This is a genomic window from Acidovorax sp. IB03, assembly GCF_016406015.1.
In the GTDB taxonomy this organism is placed as follows: domain Bacteria; phylum Pseudomonadota; class Gammaproteobacteria; order Burkholderiales; family Burkholderiaceae_C; genus Acidovorax; species Acidovorax temperans.
This window is the reverse complement of record NZ_JAEFCH010000004.1, coordinates 43870-59637: the sequence shown is the minus strand read 5'-3', so window position 1 is coordinate 59637 and position 15768 is coordinate 43870. Positions and strand designations below refer to the sequence as shown.

The window sequence follows — 15768 nt, the reverse complement described above, 5'->3', positions numbered from 1 at the left end:
ATGGCTTTCAGTTGGCAATGTCTGTGCGCTCAACCACCACGAACGGGGCAGAGCCCGCCGCACGGGAACCGGACAGCTTGATCTGGTAGGCGTTGGCGGCGTTGGGGGCAAAGGTGAACGTCACGCGGCGGGCCTGGCCGTCTGGCTCGATGCGCGTTACGGTGGTTACCGGCGTAATCTGGTCGTTGCCCACCTTCAAGGTGCAGGCCAGCGAGTGGTGGGCGTCATCCCACTGGGCCACCACTACTTGCACCTGCACACTGTTGGTCGGGGCGGCTAGGTTGCGCTGCTTGGACCAGTGCAAGAAGGCGGTGGCGGCGCGGCTGGCGGTGAACGCCTGGCCTGTGAGCTGGAAAGCGGGGGCCAGGTCGCTGGTGCCCACCAGCACGGCGCGCAGCGGAACAATGTCAGGGGCACCGGCCAGGCGGTTGTCGGGGTCACCCAGCTTGAACCAGCGGCCACCCACTTGGATTTCATAGGACAGCTCGCAACCCTTGGGCACGATCTGAGGGGCACTGATGGACAGGTCGGTGATGCCGCCGGCCAGGCTCACGGGGTTGAGCTGCACTTCCACGCGGGGCTGCAGGAACTGCGCCGCGTACAGCGTGAACATCAGGTCTTTGGTGAGGTCGCCGGTGAAGTAGTCGCCATCGGTGCCAAAGAACAGCGTGCCTTGCGTGTAGTTGTTGCCCGACACCGTGGCCACGCGGTGGTCGCCCTGGGTAATGAGGACCAGCGCGTAGCGCTTGCCAGCCTCCAGCAGTACCGGTGGCACGGCAATGGCAGTCTCGGTGGGGTACTTCTTGAGGTCGGCGCGGGCCACCGTCACGCGGGTGACCGTCTTTTGCAGGTCGGGCTTGCCGCCGTCGGTTTCAGTGACAGCCACTACCACGTCGCCGTTCGATCCGATCTGCGTGAACTGCAGGCCCACTTTGGTGAGCCACATGGCATTGGCCACCAGCATGGTCTGCCCAATCAGGGCGCCGTTGTAGCTGGTGGTCACGGTGTCCAGCTGGTAGTGGGTTTCGGTGCGGCTGGTGTAGTAGCCGTAATAGGTGGCCCAGCTGTAGTTGTAGCCGTAGTAGTTCCAGTACCAGCTGTTGTACCAGCCGCCGTAATAGTTCCAGTTGTAGCCGTAGTGGTAGTCCCACACCGTTGTGGTGTACTGGCGCATGACCTGGGTTTGCACTTGGTACTGGCTTACCGAAATATCGCCGCTGTAGCCCGTGGTTTGGATGCGAGCCACTGATGTGTGAGCCGGCAGGACCAGATCGGTGGCGCTGCGGCTGATGGCGGCGTCGTAGGGGTTGAACAGTGCCAGGGCCGCCTGGGCCTTGGCCGCCAGGGGGAACAGCAGCCCGTTGTTGATCTGCGCCGTGTAGCCGCCTGCTGCTTCGTCGGTCTTGGCCAGGTCGCCAAAGTAGTCAGCGTCATAGCTGGCGTAGCTTGTGGGCAGGTTGAGCTTGGATTTCATGCGGGCCACGTCGTTGGCCAGCTCCACCACAGTGGAGCGGCTGGCCAGGTCGGTGGTTTTGCTCGCCAGGGCCGACAGGTCGGTGGCAATCGAGGCAATGCGCGGCTCGGCCTGTGTGCGCCAGGCTTCCAGCTCAAAAACGCGCGCGTCAGTTTCGCGCAGCTGCGGCAGGCGCACGCGCTCTTGCATTTCCACGCGGTCGATTCCGGTGGGCGTCAGGTACACCAATGCAAGGGCCAGGGTGTTGGTCTGAATCACGGGCGGCTGCGGGTCCACCGACTCGGAGCCGGGCAGCAGGTTGACGTTGCAGAAGTTGAGCTGCTGCATGGGCACTGCCTGGGGCTGCGTGGCGCCGGTTGTCAGGTCGGTGAGAAAGTCGCGCGGCTCTACCAGCGTTTCAGTCTCTTGCCCCCACAGCACCACGGCCACGCACTTGCGCGTCACCAGGGGAAGATACTGGAACAGGTTCAGCAGCTGGGACTGCTCGGCCACGTACACCTTGCCGTCGTTGTAGAAGCGCAGCGGGGCCACTTCCACTTCGGTGGCGCTCTTGGCCGACACCAGGCCGCCCGTGTAGTGCAGGCCTGCGGACACGGCATCCTGGCGCAGGTGCTGCAGGCTGGCTGCGGTGTATGCCTGGCCGTTGTTGAGGTCGGCGCTTTGCAGCTCTTGGCGGTCGCGGAAGATGACTTGCTTTTCCATTGATGGGCTCCTAGTTTTGGGTCCACTCGCCGGCCACGATGGCCCCGGCGAAGTGCTGTTCTCCAGCCGTTGATTGGCGGCTGACGGTGGTGTTGATGGCGATGCGATCCGATGCCCTGGCCACGGCGCGCATGGATTCCAGACACTTGGCCAGCACCGCCTGCGGCTGTGCCAGCAGGTGGCCCTGCACGAACCTGCCTGCGGCCTTGGGGTTGACCTTGCCGCGCACGCGCAGGTCAAGCTCTGCGTGGTGGGCTGGCATCCCCAGGCGGCCCTGGTTGAGGTGCAGGCCGGCGGTGCGGGCCAGCACAGATACGGCGGGGTCGAACAGGTACAGGCGCTGGTACAGCCGGTCGCGCGCCGTGCTCTTGCGCAGCGCACCGCGCAGAGCGCAGCCCATGAACACGCCAGCAGCGTGGCCGGCCTGGGCTACGTCATCGAACCGCATTTCGATAGGCTCCAGGCCCGGCTGGGCCAGCGTGCGGTGCACGGTGTCTCGCGAAGCCGTGTAGTCCTGTGTGAGGCGCAGGCGGTACATGCGCTGGGCGGCGGTGCTGGTGGCCAGAAAGCGTGGGCGGGTGCCGACGAATGCCAAGTGGCCAGCCCGGCCACCCTCGCGAACTTCGGTGATGGTGACGGCCTCGCCCGTGGCGCTGGTGGTGGTGCGCTCCACGGCGGTCAGTTCCATCTCTTGGCCGGCATTCCAGCGGTACACGCGCGGCAGCACGCGCAGCACTGCGTCGCTGACGGCAGGGAAAGCGGCGCCCAGGAACTCGCCTTGCAGCATCGCGCCCTGGCGCACCCCCTCTACGCGGTGGCGGTAGATGCGCAGCTGTGGGTAGCGCGCCACGAACGCATTGCGCTCGGCAACCGTAAGCGCGGGCGCGGCGTACAGCTTGGCGGGCGGGGTGATGGCCTTGGTGATGGTGCCGCCGAACACGTCCGCCAGCTCGCGCAGGCCCGACAGCGTGCCCATGCGGCGGTGCAGGTGCCAAGAGCGTGCGGTGAGCTGCCGGCGCTGGGTTTCGTCGGCATCGCTCGGCCAGGCCAGCACGTCCCGCCCCCAGGCGAGCCAAGGCAGCAGCGGCGCTGCAACAGCGTCGGGGTTGTAGAGCGTGGAGAGCAGGCGCTCTGGGTGCTCCAGCGTGTGCAGCGCATCCACCACCGCCGATTCCAGCGCGGAGCGGTTGGGCGGCAAAAGCAGGGATGCCCGATTAAGCATGGACCACCTCGTGCGTCAGCGTGGTGGCAGTGCATACCGCCAGTTGCCCCTGGCCTGCGGCCACATTAGCGGCGGGCAGCTCCAGGCGCACATCTTTGACACCCGACTCCATCAGCGCGGCGGTGATGCCAGCGCGCGTCACGTCCGTGCGTTGCACCTGGCAGGCCTTGAGGTAGGTCTGCAGCGCTGCCGATCTGCGGGCCAGCACAGCGGTGGCATCGGGGCCGGGCAGGATCTCCAGCACAGCGCGCACGGTGAACAGCGTCACGGCCGGGGCGCGCACCACCACATGGTCGGTGAGGGGGCGCACGTCCTCGGCATTGAGCGCGGCCAGCACGGCCCTGAGCAGCGCGCCATCGTTCCCCTGCATCACGTAGGCGTGGGTCGGTAGCGGGGCAGGGCCGAACAGCACGGCGCCCACGGTGGCGGCCTCGGGCTCGGCGTCCTCCTTTTTGACCAGCTCGCGCGCCAGCACGGTGACGGTGACACGGCCGGCGGCTTCGCTGAACACGTCCACGTCGGCAATGTCGGCGCTCACGGCCAGGGCGTGCTGGCGGTAGGCGTTGGCCGGGCCAGCGGCGGCCAGGCGGTTGTAAGCCTGCTGGATGCGCTGGCGGAAACGCGCGTCCGATTCACCGGGCAGGCGCGCGGTGTCGAAGTTTGCGCCGATCTGGTCGAGGTCGGAGCCCACGGCATAGGCCAGCATGATCGAACGGGCGGCCTCATTCACGCGCTGGCGCAGCAGCACCTCGCGGTAAGCGGCCACCTGCAGCAGCTTGGTGAGGGGTTCGCTTTCCAGCTCCAGCACGTCGGCCACTCCCGGCAGGCGGGCCAGCAGTTCAGCCTTGAGCTGCGCGAAGATGGCTTCAAAGTCCAGCGCCTCCACCACCTGGGGCGCGGTAACGGTGCTCAGGTCGATCATGCTCATACGGAAGCCCTCAGTTGCAGGGCCAGCTGCAGGCCGATGGTCTGGCTGGTGGGCAGGTATTCCGCCTGCAAGTCCAGGGTGGCCTGGCCAGGCTGGGGGCCGCTGGTGATGGCTACGCGCGACAGGCGCACGCGCGGTTCCCAGCGCATCAGCGCAGTGCCGACAGCGGCATACATGCGCACGCGGGTGGTGCCGTTGTCCGGGTGGTCGATCAGCTCGGGCAAAAGGCTGCCGTAAGTGCGGCGCTCCAGGCGCGTACCCAGCGGAGTGGTGAGGATGTCGGCAATGGACTGGCTCAGGTGCGCGATGTCTGCCACAGGCTTGCCAGAAAGGTTGTTCATTCCTGGCATATCAGCCCCCCGCAAAAACGTTGGGGGAGCCTTCGGCCACGGCGGTGCAGGTCGCATCGCCCACCCGGCCAATGCCGCGCCCATTTGCAAACACTGTGCGGCTACCGATGACGATGGCGGCCGTGTGCCCAATGCAGGGGTTCGGTGGCATGAGGTGGCCGGTGTTGTGGTCGCCCTGGCGGGACACGGCGCGGCTGTTTGCAAACACGTTAGGTGAGCCCTCGGCGCGTGTCATCGCGCTGCAGTGGCTCACGTCGGCGTCTCCCACGCGGGTTACTGCTGGCATGGTGCCCCCTTCTCGCGGGCCACCAGGGCCTGCAGGCGCTGCACCCAGCCCGATGGCTCGCAGTGCACGCGGTGCGTGTGCTCGGCCTCGGTGGTGCGCACCGTGAAATCAATCTCGTGCTCCACCGTGCCTGGCTTAAAGCGCAGCACAGCGCCGATGCGCTGGGGAATGTCTTCAAAGCGGGTGAACGTGCGCGGCTGGCCGTCCACCGTCACCACAAACTCATTGCCGCTGAAAAGCTCGAATCCGTACCGGCCCGCCACGATGCAGTGGCCGTTGTGCTGGGTGACGGTTATTTCCTCCGGCTGGTAAGGCTGCATGGCCACGAACTGGCCAGGCAGGCGCAGCGCGATGGGGGCGAACTGCAGCACGCATTCGACGCCGGGGTGGTGATGGCAGGCGGCGCTCATGGGTTGAGGTCGATCCGCGAGCCAATGATGGTGACGGTCCCAGTGCAGCGCAGCTCAAAGGAACCGGTTTCGCTGTTGTGCGCCATCGTGTCGCCGTTGGCATACGTGGTGCGCACTTCCTTGGGGTCTTCGCTGTTTTGGGGGTGCTTGTCGCTGAACACTCCAGCCAGAGCCACGGCCTGGGTGAGGTCGCCACCGGGCGACAGGAGCAGGCATTGTTCGCCTGCTGTGGGTGGGCTCCAGTGGGCGGTTTCGCCCGCGCGCTGGTCGATCCACGGAACCCAGGTGGTGAGCAGTTCCCCGGTCTTCACACGCACGCGTGCGGGCTTGGCGTGCCGCACTTCTGCGATGGTTCCCAGCCGTACAAGGTTCTCCAGTCGGCGCAGGATTTCCAGCGGTGATTCGGGTTGAGCGATGGGCGATTCCATGCCGTTGATGGTGCCCGCAGGCGCGCGGAAAAGCACTTGTTGGCGCCTGTGTGCGCGCCTCTTACATTCGGAACTTTGAGTGCCCTAACACTTACAGCGACAGGTGCTTCAAGAGCAGTTCGCGTACTCGCTCGATTTGTGCGTCGGTGATGCCCAGCAGTTGGCGTGCAGGGTAGGTGTAGTCGGGGCCGCCCGGCTTTACTTTGTCACGCAGGCCGAAGTGATGAACCCTGGCGATGCGCTCCGCCCGCCCGACAAAGCCAACAACAGCCTCGCTGGCGGTGGCGCTTGCTTTTAGGTGTTTCGCAGCGCGCAACTTCTCCATCATGGGAGCCTGTTTTGCCTTGCGTTTGATGGCTCCGCGCCCGCTGCGCAGGCCGCTGGGCTTGCGTGGCTCCCACTTGGTGCCGTCGGGTGCCTGTTGTGAGCGCATCTGCTGCGCGTTATCCGCGCGCAGTTCTCTGGCGATGGTCCTGGCCAGGGCGCGCTGTTCGGACGCGCTCAATTTGCCCAGCAGTGGCGTCACCCAGTCTTCCAGCCGTTGGAGCTCGTCCATGTTAGCGGGGGTCGTGGTTCCACTCGGCCATCAGTTCGTCTTTAAGCCAAAGTGTCCAGTGCTCTTTTTGCTCAATGATGGCTGGATGCGGTGGCTCTGCTACATGAATCACGTTTAGACCGCCTGGCGTGCCTTCGCGCGGGCGTACCAGAACGCGCTCGGTGAGATCCACCTCAATCGACAGGTCAATAGTTGTCGGAGTGAGGTATTCGACCTCGAAGCGGATGGCCTTCTCGCGTCGTTCGGGGTTGTCCATGATCTCGGGTTGGTGTCGTTTGATCCACGCCACCAATGGCACCATCACTGCGTCGGCGTGGCCTGCGTAGTCCAGCACGATCATCTGCAGCGTATAGGCGTATTCAAACGACAGAGCGGGGGTTCCGGTGGTGATGATTCGGCCTGCGCGTGCCAGCACCACCAGTCGTTCGGGGTCGCGCGCTAGCTCTGGCACAGCTGCGGTGATGTGCTTGCGCAGACTACCTGGCTTGAGCATGGTGTGCTGCCTCAATCATTGCGCTGGCGCTGTCGTAGGACCGCTCACAGGCAAGGCCCCTGGCTCTGGCGTTGTCAGCGATGTGCGCCAGCTCTCCCGCTCTTTCGTCAGCGCGTCGCTGCAGTTCGGCAAGCAGATGGAGTGGGGCGGTGTCTGGCGCGCATTGGCCGGCAGCGGCGCGAGCTTGGGCGGCGGCACGGTGCCTGGTGATGTATTCGGCAAGCTCGCGCTGCATCCGGTCGCGAGCCACATCAGCGTGGGCGCGCCCAGAAGCAGCAGCAGCAATGGCAGCTTGTGCAGCGGTGTCGATTTTGGCGATTTGTTCACGGTGGGTTCCTTCCAGGGTTCGGTAGCGTTCCGATGTTTTGAGCGCGGTCCGCGCGGCGGCCGTGCGCTCGGTCTGCAACGTGGCTACGGTGTGGGCGGTTTCCAGCTGGGCTTCGGCCAGGCGAAGGGTTTGCATTACCAGGGCGAAGCCCAGGCCCAGCGTAGCGGCGATGGCGGCGTACTTCCAGGCATTGGCGCGTAAGGTGGTCAGCATTTTTCCGCCTTCGCATTTCCTCGCCGCGCGTCAATGTCGCGGGCGATTGCCGCGACGTGCACTAGCTCTTCTGCGACAGCCTCGGCATCCTCCGCGCCCATGGAAATCACCAGATTCGCTCCGAGTGCCTGAAACCAGATCTCCACGTTGCACGGTCCTGTAGGTTTCTCTGCCTGTCCCGCATACGAATAGGTCACGAACACTTCACGGCGTGATCGCGCGAGCTGGTCGAAATCGTGCGCCCTGCTCATTGCATCGCCATGCAGTCCGCATGCCTCTTTTGTTGCCGGGTCCACACGCCCTTGCAGCCCTTCGGCCCCCAGTTCTGCGGCAGCTTGCAGTCGCGGCCGTCTTGGAAGCGCCAGATCAGCAGCGCATTGCACGCGCCCACGTGGTCGCCCCGTAGCAGCCAGGTTCGTGGCGATAGCGGCTTGCGCCAGTTGCCGCTGCCGTATTGCCCCACAAAGTCGGTATACAGGTCGAACTCGCCGGGGTACAGGTACACACCGGGCAGGCTGGCTTTGAAGCGGGCTTCCTCCTCGGTGTGCAGGTTGCGGGCGAGCTGTTCGGCGCGCTGGCGCGTGATGGGAGGGTCCGTCATGCGCACCGGCGTGCCGTCCTCGTAGCGGGTGGAACCATGGCCAATGGTGGGCACGTCGCCTTGGGTGGGTACGTAGGGAAGGTGCACCACCACCCCATCGGGCTGCACTTTGGTTGGGCCGTCACCTTCCGATGCCTGCCAGCTGGCAAAGCCTGCGGCAGACAGCGTGAGCGTTGCCACCAGCACGCGGGCTGCGGTCTGGCGGGTGTTCATGGCTCGGCCCCGTAGGCGTCGCGCTTGGCGTTGCGTTCCGCGCGTTCGTGGCGCCACTTCCACAGCAGGTAGCCCAGCTGCGCGGCCACGTAGAGGATGGTGAGCGCGGTGAGTGTGTGGTTCAGCGTCCAGCCTGTGGCGGCCTGATGGGCTAACACCGCAACGGGCGGCGATGATTTGGCGCCTTCGGTCAAGAGTTCTTTCATCTTATCGCTCATGGTCATGGTCAGTCCCACAGGTTCACGGTGGGCCGGGTGGCAGCGGGCATAGTGGCGTGGTCTGGAAGGGTGATGGCCATGCCGGCCGGCAGAATTGGGCCGGCGGCGGCCAGTCCTGGGTTTAGCTCCAGCGTTGCCTCCACCACGCGTTCTGTCTTGCCCAGGTGGCGCCAGCACAGCTGGTCTACGGTGTCGTTCTGGTGGGTACGCACTTGCATCAGATCAGCTCCACCGTGGTGCGCCGCTGGCCTTTTATGTCGGCTATGGCCCATCGCAATGCGCGGCGATGCTCGTCAATCCTGGCCTCTAGACGTTCCCGCACCCGCTCGCTTTTTCCTTCACCACTCGGCGTTGTGTCCATGTCCCGGTAAGCCTCTGCCATATCGGCAAGCACATGGGCATAGATCGCGCGCAGATAGCGGCCTAACTGGCGGCCGTCGCCTGCATCCTGCAGCTTGGTAATGCCCGCGTGCTGCTGTGCGGCTTGATAGTCCCGCAGTTCAGCGTTCACGGTGTCGATGGCGGCTTCTATGGCGCTTGCCAATCTGGGGGCTGTGACTGTTCCGTCCAGCCTGCACACGTCGCGAGCGCGCTTGGCGTCGATGGCAGGGAACCACGGGTCGTTTTCGACCTGTGCGTCGTCTGCAGCAATCGGAGGGTTGGCGGTGGCGATGAAACTCACGTGGGTGGCTCAGTCGTAGTTGATAGATCGGCGGTGGTCCGGGTGCGTTGGCCTATGGGCTTTCGCCCTTGGTCGCGGCACCCGGAGCCGCCGGGGTGCGGGGTACGCTCAGTCGGTGCCGGTGGCCGCTTTGATGCGGCGCTCCAGGCGTTCCATGTCTTTTTTCACGCCCACCTGCGCGAACAGTTCGTGGGCGCGCTGCAGCTTCTCCATGGCCAGGCGGGCTTTGGTTTCGTCCAGCGTGGTGAAGTCGGGCTCATTGGTCGGGGTCTTGCCGATCAGGGCGTAGCCGATGGCCTTGTAGAGCTTTGCGCGGGCTTGGTCTGGTGCGTCGTGCGCGGCGGTGAGCTGGTCCACTTCGGCCAGCACGCGCAGCGCCTCGTCGCCCACCAGCTGGCCCTTGGCTGCTGCGGTGGCGGTTTCGTCAATCAGCAGCGTGGGCAGGGTGCGGTTGTACTGGTCGGGCAGCACCAGGCCGTGGGCGAGCGCATAGGCGGCAATCTCCAGCCCGCGCGCCCAGTTGCCAGCGTCGAGGTGCCACACCAGCACGGTGGTGAGCACCATGTCGTGCGCGCCCTGGCCACCTTCGAGCGCGCCGGTCACGTAGTCCTCGAAGTCGGGCAGCATCTTGCGCTTGGCTTCGATCTTGCGTTCGGTGCTCTGGATGGTTTTCAGGGTGCGCTTGTGCTCGGCCAGCTGCGCGAGCATCAGCTCGTAGGCGCTGCCCCGCACTTCGTCGCCGGGGCCGGCGGCTAGGGCCGCCAGCTCGGCCAGCACGCGCATCTTGTGGCGCTTTGCCGGTGTGGTCATGGTGATGGGCTCCAGGCTCAGGCCACCAGCTGGATGTTTTCTACCAGCGCTGCGCGGTCGTTGTCTTCCACCACGTAGGCGTCGTTCGAGCTTTCGTAGTTCTCCACGCGGTCGCGCTTGGGGTTTTCATCCACGCGGCGGCGGCGGGCGCCTTCTTGCCAGTAGATCGACAGGTTGTCGAATGTCGTCACCAGCATGGCGTTGGCTGGGAAGTAGGGCACGGTGACAGCCTGCAGGCCGCCCACGCGCTTTTGGCTGATGACGATATCGGCCGCCAGGGTTTCGCTGGGCGCCTGGGTCACATTGACCATGGGGAAATACTTGTCCGCCAGCAGCTCGCGGCCCAGGATGACCACCAAATCAGGATCGTGCTGGTACCAGGGCGCCAGCAGTCCGATGGCGTCGTAGACGGCCGCGTCGAGGTTCTTGTAGTCAGAGCCTGCAGCGGCGCCGATCTTGACGGTTCCGGCGGTTGCGCCCTCGTCCAGCACGTTCTCGGGTGCGTCTTCGCGCAGGTGCTGCAGCCAGCCCTTGTTCACGTCCTGCAGCAGCGGGTTGGTGGCCAGGTCGGTGGTGGCGGCAATGCTGGTGCCGTTGAAGCCGATCATGATGCGGTCCAGGGCCTGGCGGCGCAGGATGGCCAGGGCCACGCGGGTCTGGAAGTCGGGGAACTTGGCCCAGGCGTCCAGCTTTTGGTACTTCAGGTGCGTGTCAAAGTTGGTTTGCACGCACTGGTAGCCCTTGTTGTCCAGCGTGGACACGTCGCGCGTTTGGCGGTCTGCGTTGTCCGTGTTGGTGCGGCTTGCTACGGGGCCAGATACACCCAGGCCCAGCTTGGCGCCCTGGGCTTCCACCACGGGCGTCATGTTGATCTTGCCCAGGAAGTCGCTGGACTCTTGCATCTTGGATTCAAGGCGCTGCTGGATCGTCGGAGCCACGTTGAACTGTTTGCCCACTTCGGCCACGCCGTTGAGTCGGGCGATTTGAGAGAGCAGGGCGTTGTATACCAGGCGGGTTTCGTTGCGCATTTGTGTGTTCCTGATAGTTGGATGGGTTGCGGTTTCTGGCTGGTGGTGTCGGCGTTTGGGCTTAGAACTCGGTCAGTGCGGTGCCATTGCCGCCGCCAGCTGGCGGGCGCTGGGTGTGGTTGCCGCTGGGCGTGTTTTCCAGGGTCTTGACCAGCTCGTCGTACTTGCTCTGCAGTGCTGCAAAGTCTTTGGCCAGCTTGGCGTGGTCTTTTGCCAGGGCGTCGTGGGCTGCGCTCTGGGTTTCTGCCAGCTGCGCGAACTGCTCGAAGCCGGCCAGCACTTCTTCAAAGCGCGCGTCGTCGGTCTGGCCCTTTTTCTTGAACTTGCCCAACAGGCCTTTCAGCGCCTCGGAGAACTTTCCGGCGGCGTTGTCGGTGTCGTCGCTGTCATCGAACTGCAGTTCGGCTTCTACCGCTTCGCTGAACAGGATGGCGGCGTTTTCCTTGCGGCCGGCAAATGGGCTGGCCGTTGGGTTCTGCGCCGCGAAGGTGAGCACATCGGTGCCAAGGCTGGCGGGGCTGTCAGTCACGCCCAGGCCGGTCATGTACGCCTCGCCGGTGTCGGCAAAGCTGGGGTTCACCTCGATGCTGGTGTAAATCTTTTGCTTTGCCTTGGTCATGGCCACCAGCTCGGGCAGCGGTTCAATTTGCGCAAACAGGGCCAGCTTGCCGCCTTCCACCTCGCGGGCTTCGAGGGCCAGCACGTCGCCGTAGGCTTTGAACAGACCATCGGGGGCGATGCCGCGGTAGTGCTCCAGCCAGATGCGGGCGCCGTACTTCTTGGGGTCGAAGTTCTTGGCCATCTGCTGAATCCACTTCTTCTCGATGGCGCGGCCATCAGTGGTTGCGCCTTCGGTGGCGACACGGAAAAAACGGGATTTGGTTGCCATGGGTGCGGCTCCTTGAACGGTGGTGGTCGAAGTAGCCGCCATCGTCCCGCCGTCGCGCGAGCCCAGCAATCAATGCCGCCTGTGTGCGCAAAAGGCACATTTGAAAGGGCCAGGGAGCGTGTATTCGTTCACAGACAAGGGGCCGAAACTCGCCCCATGCCTTCCCCAACGCTCGCGCCCGCGCTTCCCTTTTCCACCGTTCCTGCCGATGGCCTGGCCGCCGACAAGCGCCGCGCGGCGCGGCATCTGTACTGGCAAGGCTGGCGCATTTCGAGCATTGCCGAATACATCGGTGAGCCGCGCAGCACGGTGCAGGGCTGGAAGGATGCCGAAGACTGGGACAAGGCGCAACCAGCACAGCGCGTGGAAGCCGCGCTCGAAACCCGGCTGGTGCAGCTGGTGATGAAGGACGGCAAGACCGGCGGCGACTTCAAGGAAATTGACCTGCTGGGCCGGCAGATTGAGCGCCTGGCCCGTGTGCAGAAGTACGGGGAAACGGGCAAGGAATCGGACCTGAACCCGGCCATCAAGGCGCGCAACGACAAGCCCAAGCGCCGCCCCGAGCGCAACCACTTCACGGAGGAACAGCACGAAAAGTTGCTCGATGCGTTCCGTGATTCCCTGTTCGACTATCAGAAGGTGTGGTTTCGCAATAGTGAGCTGCGCACGCGCTTCATTCTCAAGTCGCGGCAGATTGGGGCCACTTGGTACTTTGCCCGCGAAGCCCTGGCCGATGCCATCGCCACGGGCCGCAATCAGATTTTTCTCAGTGCCTCGAAGGCACAGGCGCACATTTTCAAACAGTACATCGTGGCCTTTGCAAAGGAGGCCTGCGACTTGGAGCTGTCGGGCGATCCCATCGTTTTGAGCAACGGCGCCACGCTGTATTTCCTAGGCACCAATGCACTGACGGCCCAGGGCTACCACGGCAATTTCTATTTTGACGAGTGCTTCTGGACGCGCAAATTTACGGAGCTGAACAAGGTGGCCAGCGGTATGGCCATGCACAAGCACTGGCGCAAAACCTACTTTTCCACGCCCTCCAGCATCCAGCACGAGGCCTTCGCGCTGTGGTCTGGTGACCGCTTCAACAAGAAGCGGCCGAAGGACGAGCGCATCACGCTGGACCTCTCGCACGACAGGCTGGCCGGCGGCTTCACCGGTGAAGACAAGATTTGGCGGCAAATCGTCACCATCGTTGACGCCATGCGCGGCGGCTGCAACCTGTTCGACATTGACGAGCTGCGGCTGGAGTACAGCGCGGAGGAATTCGAGAACCTGCTGATGTGCGGGTTTCTCGATGACAGCTACAGCGTGTTCCCGCTGGCAGAGCTGCAGCGCTGCATGGTGGACAGCTGGGAGGCCTGGGCCGATGTGAAGCCGCTCGGCATGCGCCCGTTCGGCTGGCGCCCGGTTTGGGTCGGCTATGACCCCAGCCACACCGGCGACAGCGCCGGCTTGGTGGTGCTGGCCCCGCCGGCAGAGCCTGGCGGGAAGTTCCGCGTTTTGGAGCGCCACCAGTTCCGTGGGCTGGACTTCGAGGCCCAGGCCGAAGCCATCAGGAAGGTGACGGAGCGCTACAACGTACAGCACATCGGCATCGACACCACCGGCATCGGCCAGGGCGTGTACCAGCTGGTGAAGCAGTTTTTCCCGGCCGCGCGGGCCTACCAGTACAGCGTGGACGTGAAAACCCGGCTGGTGCTGAAAGCAAAAAGCGTCATCAGCAAAGGCCGGCTGGAGTTTGACGCGGGCGCGGTTGATCTTGCCCAGGCCTTCATGGCCATCAAAAAGGTGCTTACCACCAGCGGTCGCCAAGCCACCTATGACGCCGGCCGCAACAACGAAACGGGCCACGCCGACTTGGCGTGGGCCTGCATGCACGCCATGGACTTCGAGCCGCTGGAAGGCGCAAGCGAAGCCACCACCTCTGTTCTGGAGTTCTCCTGATGCCCAAGCGCACACCACGCCGCGCAGCTGCGCCGGCCTTTTCCAACACCATGCCCGCACCAGCTGCGGCCACGGGTTCGGCTTTGTCCAATGTCTCCCAGGCCGGCGCCCAGGCGTTCACCTTTGGTGACCCGGTGCCGGTGCTGGACGGCCGCGAGATTCTGGATTACTGCGAAGCCTGGCTGAATGGCAAGTGGTACGAACCACCCATCAGCTGGGAAGGCCTGGCGCGGTCGTTTCGAGCGGCCACGCACCACGCAAGCGCGCTGTATTTCAAGCGCAACGTGCTGGCGTCCACCTTCGTGCCCCACCGGCTTTTGAGCCGTGACACCTTCGGCAAATTGGCGCTGGACTTTCTCACGTTCGGCAATGCCTATCTGGAGCGCACACCCAACATGCTGGGCCGTGACCTGGGCTTGCGCCACAGCCTGGCCAAGTACATGCGCAGGGGCCAGGCGCTGGACACCTACTACTTTGTACAGGGCTTCGGAAAGGAACATGAATTCAAGCCGGGGAGCGTGTTTCACCTGATTGAACCGGACATCAATCAGGAGGTGTACGGGTTGCCCGAATACCTATCCACGCTGCAGGCGGCCTGGCTGAACGAATCGGCCACCCTGTTCCGTCGCAAGTATTACAACAACGGGAGCCACGCCGGCTTCATCCTCTATATGACGGACCCGGCCCAGGCCCAGGGCGATGTGGACGCGCTGCGCGAAGCCATGCGCAACGCGAAGGGGCCCGGGAATTTTCGCAACCTGTTCATGTACTCGCCCAACGGCAAGAAGGACGGCATTCAGGTGTTGCCCATCAGTGAAGTGGCCGCAAAGGACGACTTCACCAGCATCAAAAACGTGAGCCGGGACGATGTGCTGGCGGCCCACCGGGTTCCGCCCCAGCTGATGGGCATCGTGCCAGGCAATACCGGCGGCTTCGGTGCCGTTAAACCGGCGGCCGAAGTGTTCGCGCGCAATGAGCTGGAGCCGCTGCAGGCGCGCTTCAAGGCCTTGAACGATTGGTTCGGGGAAGAACTGGTGCGCTTTGTCCCCTATGTCATCGAAGGCGGGGAGGATGGCGCTACAAAATAAATAGCTGCTTGCGCTTGCTGGTTAAGCGCTTGGAGTGAATTACAGGTTATTCGGCAGGCAGCACAGATCGAATGGCTTTTGCATGCTTGATCATTTCGGCTCGAATTGGGCGCAACAGTCCACTTATTGACTTGGCCACCGATGGGTCTACTCCCGCCCTTTGCCCTTCGAGCAGTAGAGAAGAAAGGAGCTCTACCCCCGCTGCCGTGGCTTCCAGTTCTTCAGCCGTTGCTTCCAGTTGGTCAAAAGCCTCTCCGCCCGCAAAAATTTGAGTTGTCTTGGTCATGGGTACAGTCTCCATCCGCACACCATGCAAAACACCCCTGAAAAGCACGCTTTTCAGTGACTTTTCAAAAAGGCCACCCATGCGGTGGCTTTTTTTCGCCCATAGGGCGCCGCAGGCCTGAGTACGTCACCAACCCCACACGCCAGAGCCGCACAGGCTCGCCACGTCACCGCAGGGGCTATCGCACAGCCTTCCCGCCCCAAGGGCGCGGCGCGCAATCGAGACCCCGCCTCGCCCCCGGTCTAAATGGGCCTGTTTTGACGGCACCGTCGGCCCTGGGCATCGCTAGGCCTGGTGCGGCCTCGCGGCCGGTTTTTGGCGCTTCCCGAATTACGAAAAATGACGGCTTTTTACAACACATCAGGCGCGCCAGCGAAACCGTGGCCCGAAGGTGGCCACGGGCGCCTACTTTTGGCCGCTTGAAGGCCTGTTTTGTCCCGGTCTTGTCCCGGTTTTTTGCAAAGTCCTTATAAATCAAGGCCTTATTGGTCCCCCCGACAGGAATCGAACCTGTATCTAGCGCTTAGGAGGCACTCGTTCTATCCATTGAACTACGAGGAGACAGGGCGGGATTGTAGAGGCTGCGGGCGGGGGGGCGGGGCTTGGAACAGGT

21 protein-coding genes and 1 tRNA gene are annotated in these 15768 nt (G+C 64.0%); 2 read left to right on the top strand and 20 right to left on the bottom strand.

Annotated elements, in window-relative coordinates:
* Window positions 1-7: 7 nt before the first annotated feature.
* The 18 genes from IHV84_RS03465 to IHV84_RS03380 all read right to left on the bottom strand — a co-directional run bounded on the left by IHV84_RS03465 (window position 8) and on the right by IHV84_RS03380 (window position 11831).
* The gene (locus IHV84_RS03465) at window positions 8-2176 is read right to left on the bottom strand and encodes a hypothetical protein (protein ID WP_198845820.1); all 2169 of its coding nucleotides are present in this window, start codon (window positions 2174-2176) and stop codon (window positions 8-10) included.
* Window positions 2177-2186: 10 nt separating this feature from the next.
* Window positions 2187-3398, bottom strand: a complete 1212-nt coding sequence (locus IHV84_RS03460; protein ID WP_198845819.1) for a phage tail protein I — start codon at window positions 3396-3398, stop codon at window positions 2187-2189.
* Window positions 3391-4326 (bottom strand): baseplate J/gp47 family protein, encoded by a 936-nt coding sequence (locus IHV84_RS03455; RefSeq protein WP_198845818.1) that lies wholly within the window; start codon window positions 4324-4326, stop codon window positions 3391-3393. Before IHV84_RS03455 ends, IHV84_RS03460 begins: the two co-directional genes overlap by 8 nt.
* The gene (locus IHV84_RS03450) at window positions 4323-4667 is read right to left on the bottom strand and encodes a GPW/gp25 family protein (protein ID WP_233099686.1); all 345 of its coding nucleotides are present in this window, start codon (window positions 4665-4667) and stop codon (window positions 4323-4325) included. Before IHV84_RS03450 ends, IHV84_RS03455 begins: the two co-directional genes overlap by 4 nt.
* A gap of 10 nt (window positions 4668-4677) precedes the next feature.
* A complete protein-coding gene (locus IHV84_RS03445; RefSeq protein WP_198845816.1) occupies window positions 4678-4962 on the bottom strand; it encodes a PaaR repeat-containing protein in 285 nt (94 codons plus the stop codon).
* The gene (locus tag IHV84_RS03440) at window positions 4950-5372 is read right to left on the bottom strand and encodes a hypothetical protein (protein WP_198845815.1); all 423 of its coding nucleotides are present in this window, start codon (window positions 5370-5372) and stop codon (window positions 4950-4952) included. The genes IHV84_RS03445 and IHV84_RS03440 overlap by 13 nt, the downstream gene beginning before the upstream one ends.
* Window positions 5369-5836 (bottom strand): phage baseplate assembly protein V, encoded by a 468-nt coding sequence (locus IHV84_RS03435; RefSeq protein ID WP_370541174.1) that lies wholly within the window; start codon window positions 5834-5836, stop codon window positions 5369-5371. The genes IHV84_RS03440 and IHV84_RS03435 overlap by 4 nt, the downstream gene beginning before the upstream one ends.
* 55 nt (window positions 5837-5891) lie before the next feature.
* Window positions 5892-6356, bottom strand: coding sequence for a phage virion morphogenesis protein (locus IHV84_RS03430; RefSeq protein WP_198845814.1), 465 nt, complete (start codon window positions 6354-6356; stop codon window positions 5892-5894).
* A gap of 1 nt (window position 6357) precedes the next feature.
* Complete coding sequence (locus tag IHV84_RS03425; RefSeq protein WP_198845813.1) at window positions 6358-6849, bottom strand: phage tail protein; 492 nt, start codon at window positions 6847-6849, stop codon at window positions 6358-6360.
* A complete protein-coding gene (locus IHV84_RS03420; protein ID WP_233099696.1) occupies window positions 6833-7312 on the bottom strand; it encodes a DUF2514 family protein in 480 nt (159 codons plus the stop codon). Before IHV84_RS03420 ends, IHV84_RS03425 begins: the two co-directional genes overlap by 17 nt.
* Before the next feature lie 71 nt (window positions 7313-7383).
* The gene (locus IHV84_RS03415) at window positions 7384-7536 is read right to left on the bottom strand and encodes a hypothetical protein (protein ID WP_198845811.1); all 153 of its coding nucleotides are present in this window, start codon (window positions 7534-7536) and stop codon (window positions 7384-7386) included.
* A 101-nt stretch (window positions 7537-7637) separates the two neighbouring features.
* Window positions 7638-8204 (bottom strand): lysozyme, encoded by a 567-nt coding sequence (locus IHV84_RS03410; protein ID WP_198845810.1) that lies wholly within the window; start codon window positions 8202-8204, stop codon window positions 7638-7640.
* A complete protein-coding gene (locus IHV84_RS03405) occupies window positions 8201-8428 on the bottom strand; it encodes a hypothetical protein (RefSeq protein WP_233099685.1) in 228 nt (75 codons plus the stop codon). The genes IHV84_RS03410 and IHV84_RS03405 overlap by 4 nt, the downstream gene beginning before the upstream one ends.
* A 2-nt stretch (window positions 8429-8430) precedes the next feature.
* Window positions 8431-8640: a tail protein X gene (locus IHV84_RS03400; RefSeq protein ID WP_198845809.1), complete on the bottom strand. Its 210-nt coding sequence runs from the start codon at window positions 8638-8640 to the stop codon at window positions 8431-8433.
* Window positions 8640-9104, bottom strand: coding sequence for a head completion/stabilization protein (locus IHV84_RS03395; protein ID WP_198845808.1), 465 nt, complete (start codon window positions 9102-9104; stop codon window positions 8640-8642). Before IHV84_RS03395 ends, IHV84_RS03400 begins: the two co-directional genes overlap by 1 nt.
* 108 nt (window positions 9105-9212) lie before the next feature.
* Window positions 9213-9914: a phage terminase small subunit gene (gpM, locus tag IHV84_RS03390; protein WP_198845807.1), complete on the bottom strand. Its 702-nt coding sequence runs from the start codon at window positions 9912-9914 to the stop codon at window positions 9213-9215.
* A 17-nt stretch (window positions 9915-9931) separates the two neighbouring features.
* The gene (locus IHV84_RS03385) at window positions 9932-10942 is read right to left on the bottom strand and encodes a phage major capsid protein, P2 family (RefSeq protein ID WP_198845806.1); all 1011 of its coding nucleotides are present in this window, start codon (window positions 10940-10942) and stop codon (window positions 9932-9934) included.
* Window positions 10943-11003: 61 nt separating this feature from the next.
* Window positions 11004-11831, bottom strand: a complete 828-nt coding sequence (locus IHV84_RS03380) for a GPO family capsid scaffolding protein (protein ID WP_198845805.1) — start codon at window positions 11829-11831, stop codon at window positions 11004-11006.
* 156 nt (window positions 11832-11987) lie between these two features.
* Between IHV84_RS03380 and IHV84_RS03375 the strand changes: the two genes are divergently transcribed.
* Together IHV84_RS03375 and IHV84_RS03370 are read left to right on the top strand one after the other, a co-directional pair.
* A complete protein-coding gene (locus IHV84_RS03375; protein ID WP_233099684.1) occupies window positions 11988-13781 on the top strand; it encodes a terminase ATPase subunit family protein in 1794 nt (597 codons plus the stop codon).
* A gap of 50 nt (window positions 13782-13831) precedes the next feature.
* Complete coding sequence (locus IHV84_RS03370) at window positions 13832-14869, top strand: phage portal protein (protein WP_233099683.1); 1038 nt, start codon at window positions 13832-13834, stop codon at window positions 14867-14869.
* Between the two features lie 46 nt (window positions 14870-14915).
* Here the strand turns inward: IHV84_RS03370 and IHV84_RS03365 are convergent, their stop codons facing one another.
* Both IHV84_RS03365 and IHV84_RS03360 read right to left on the bottom strand, forming a co-directional pair.
* Window positions 14916-15155 carry a hypothetical protein gene (locus tag IHV84_RS03365; RefSeq protein ID WP_198845802.1) on the bottom strand — a complete coding sequence of 80 codons (240 nt, stop codon included), beginning with the start codon at window positions 15153-15155 and terminating at the stop codon, window positions 14916-14918.
* A 486-nt stretch (window positions 15156-15641) separates the two neighbouring features.
* Window positions 15642-15716, bottom strand: a tRNA-Arg gene (locus IHV84_RS03360).
* Window positions 15717-15768 lie beyond the last annotated feature (52 nt).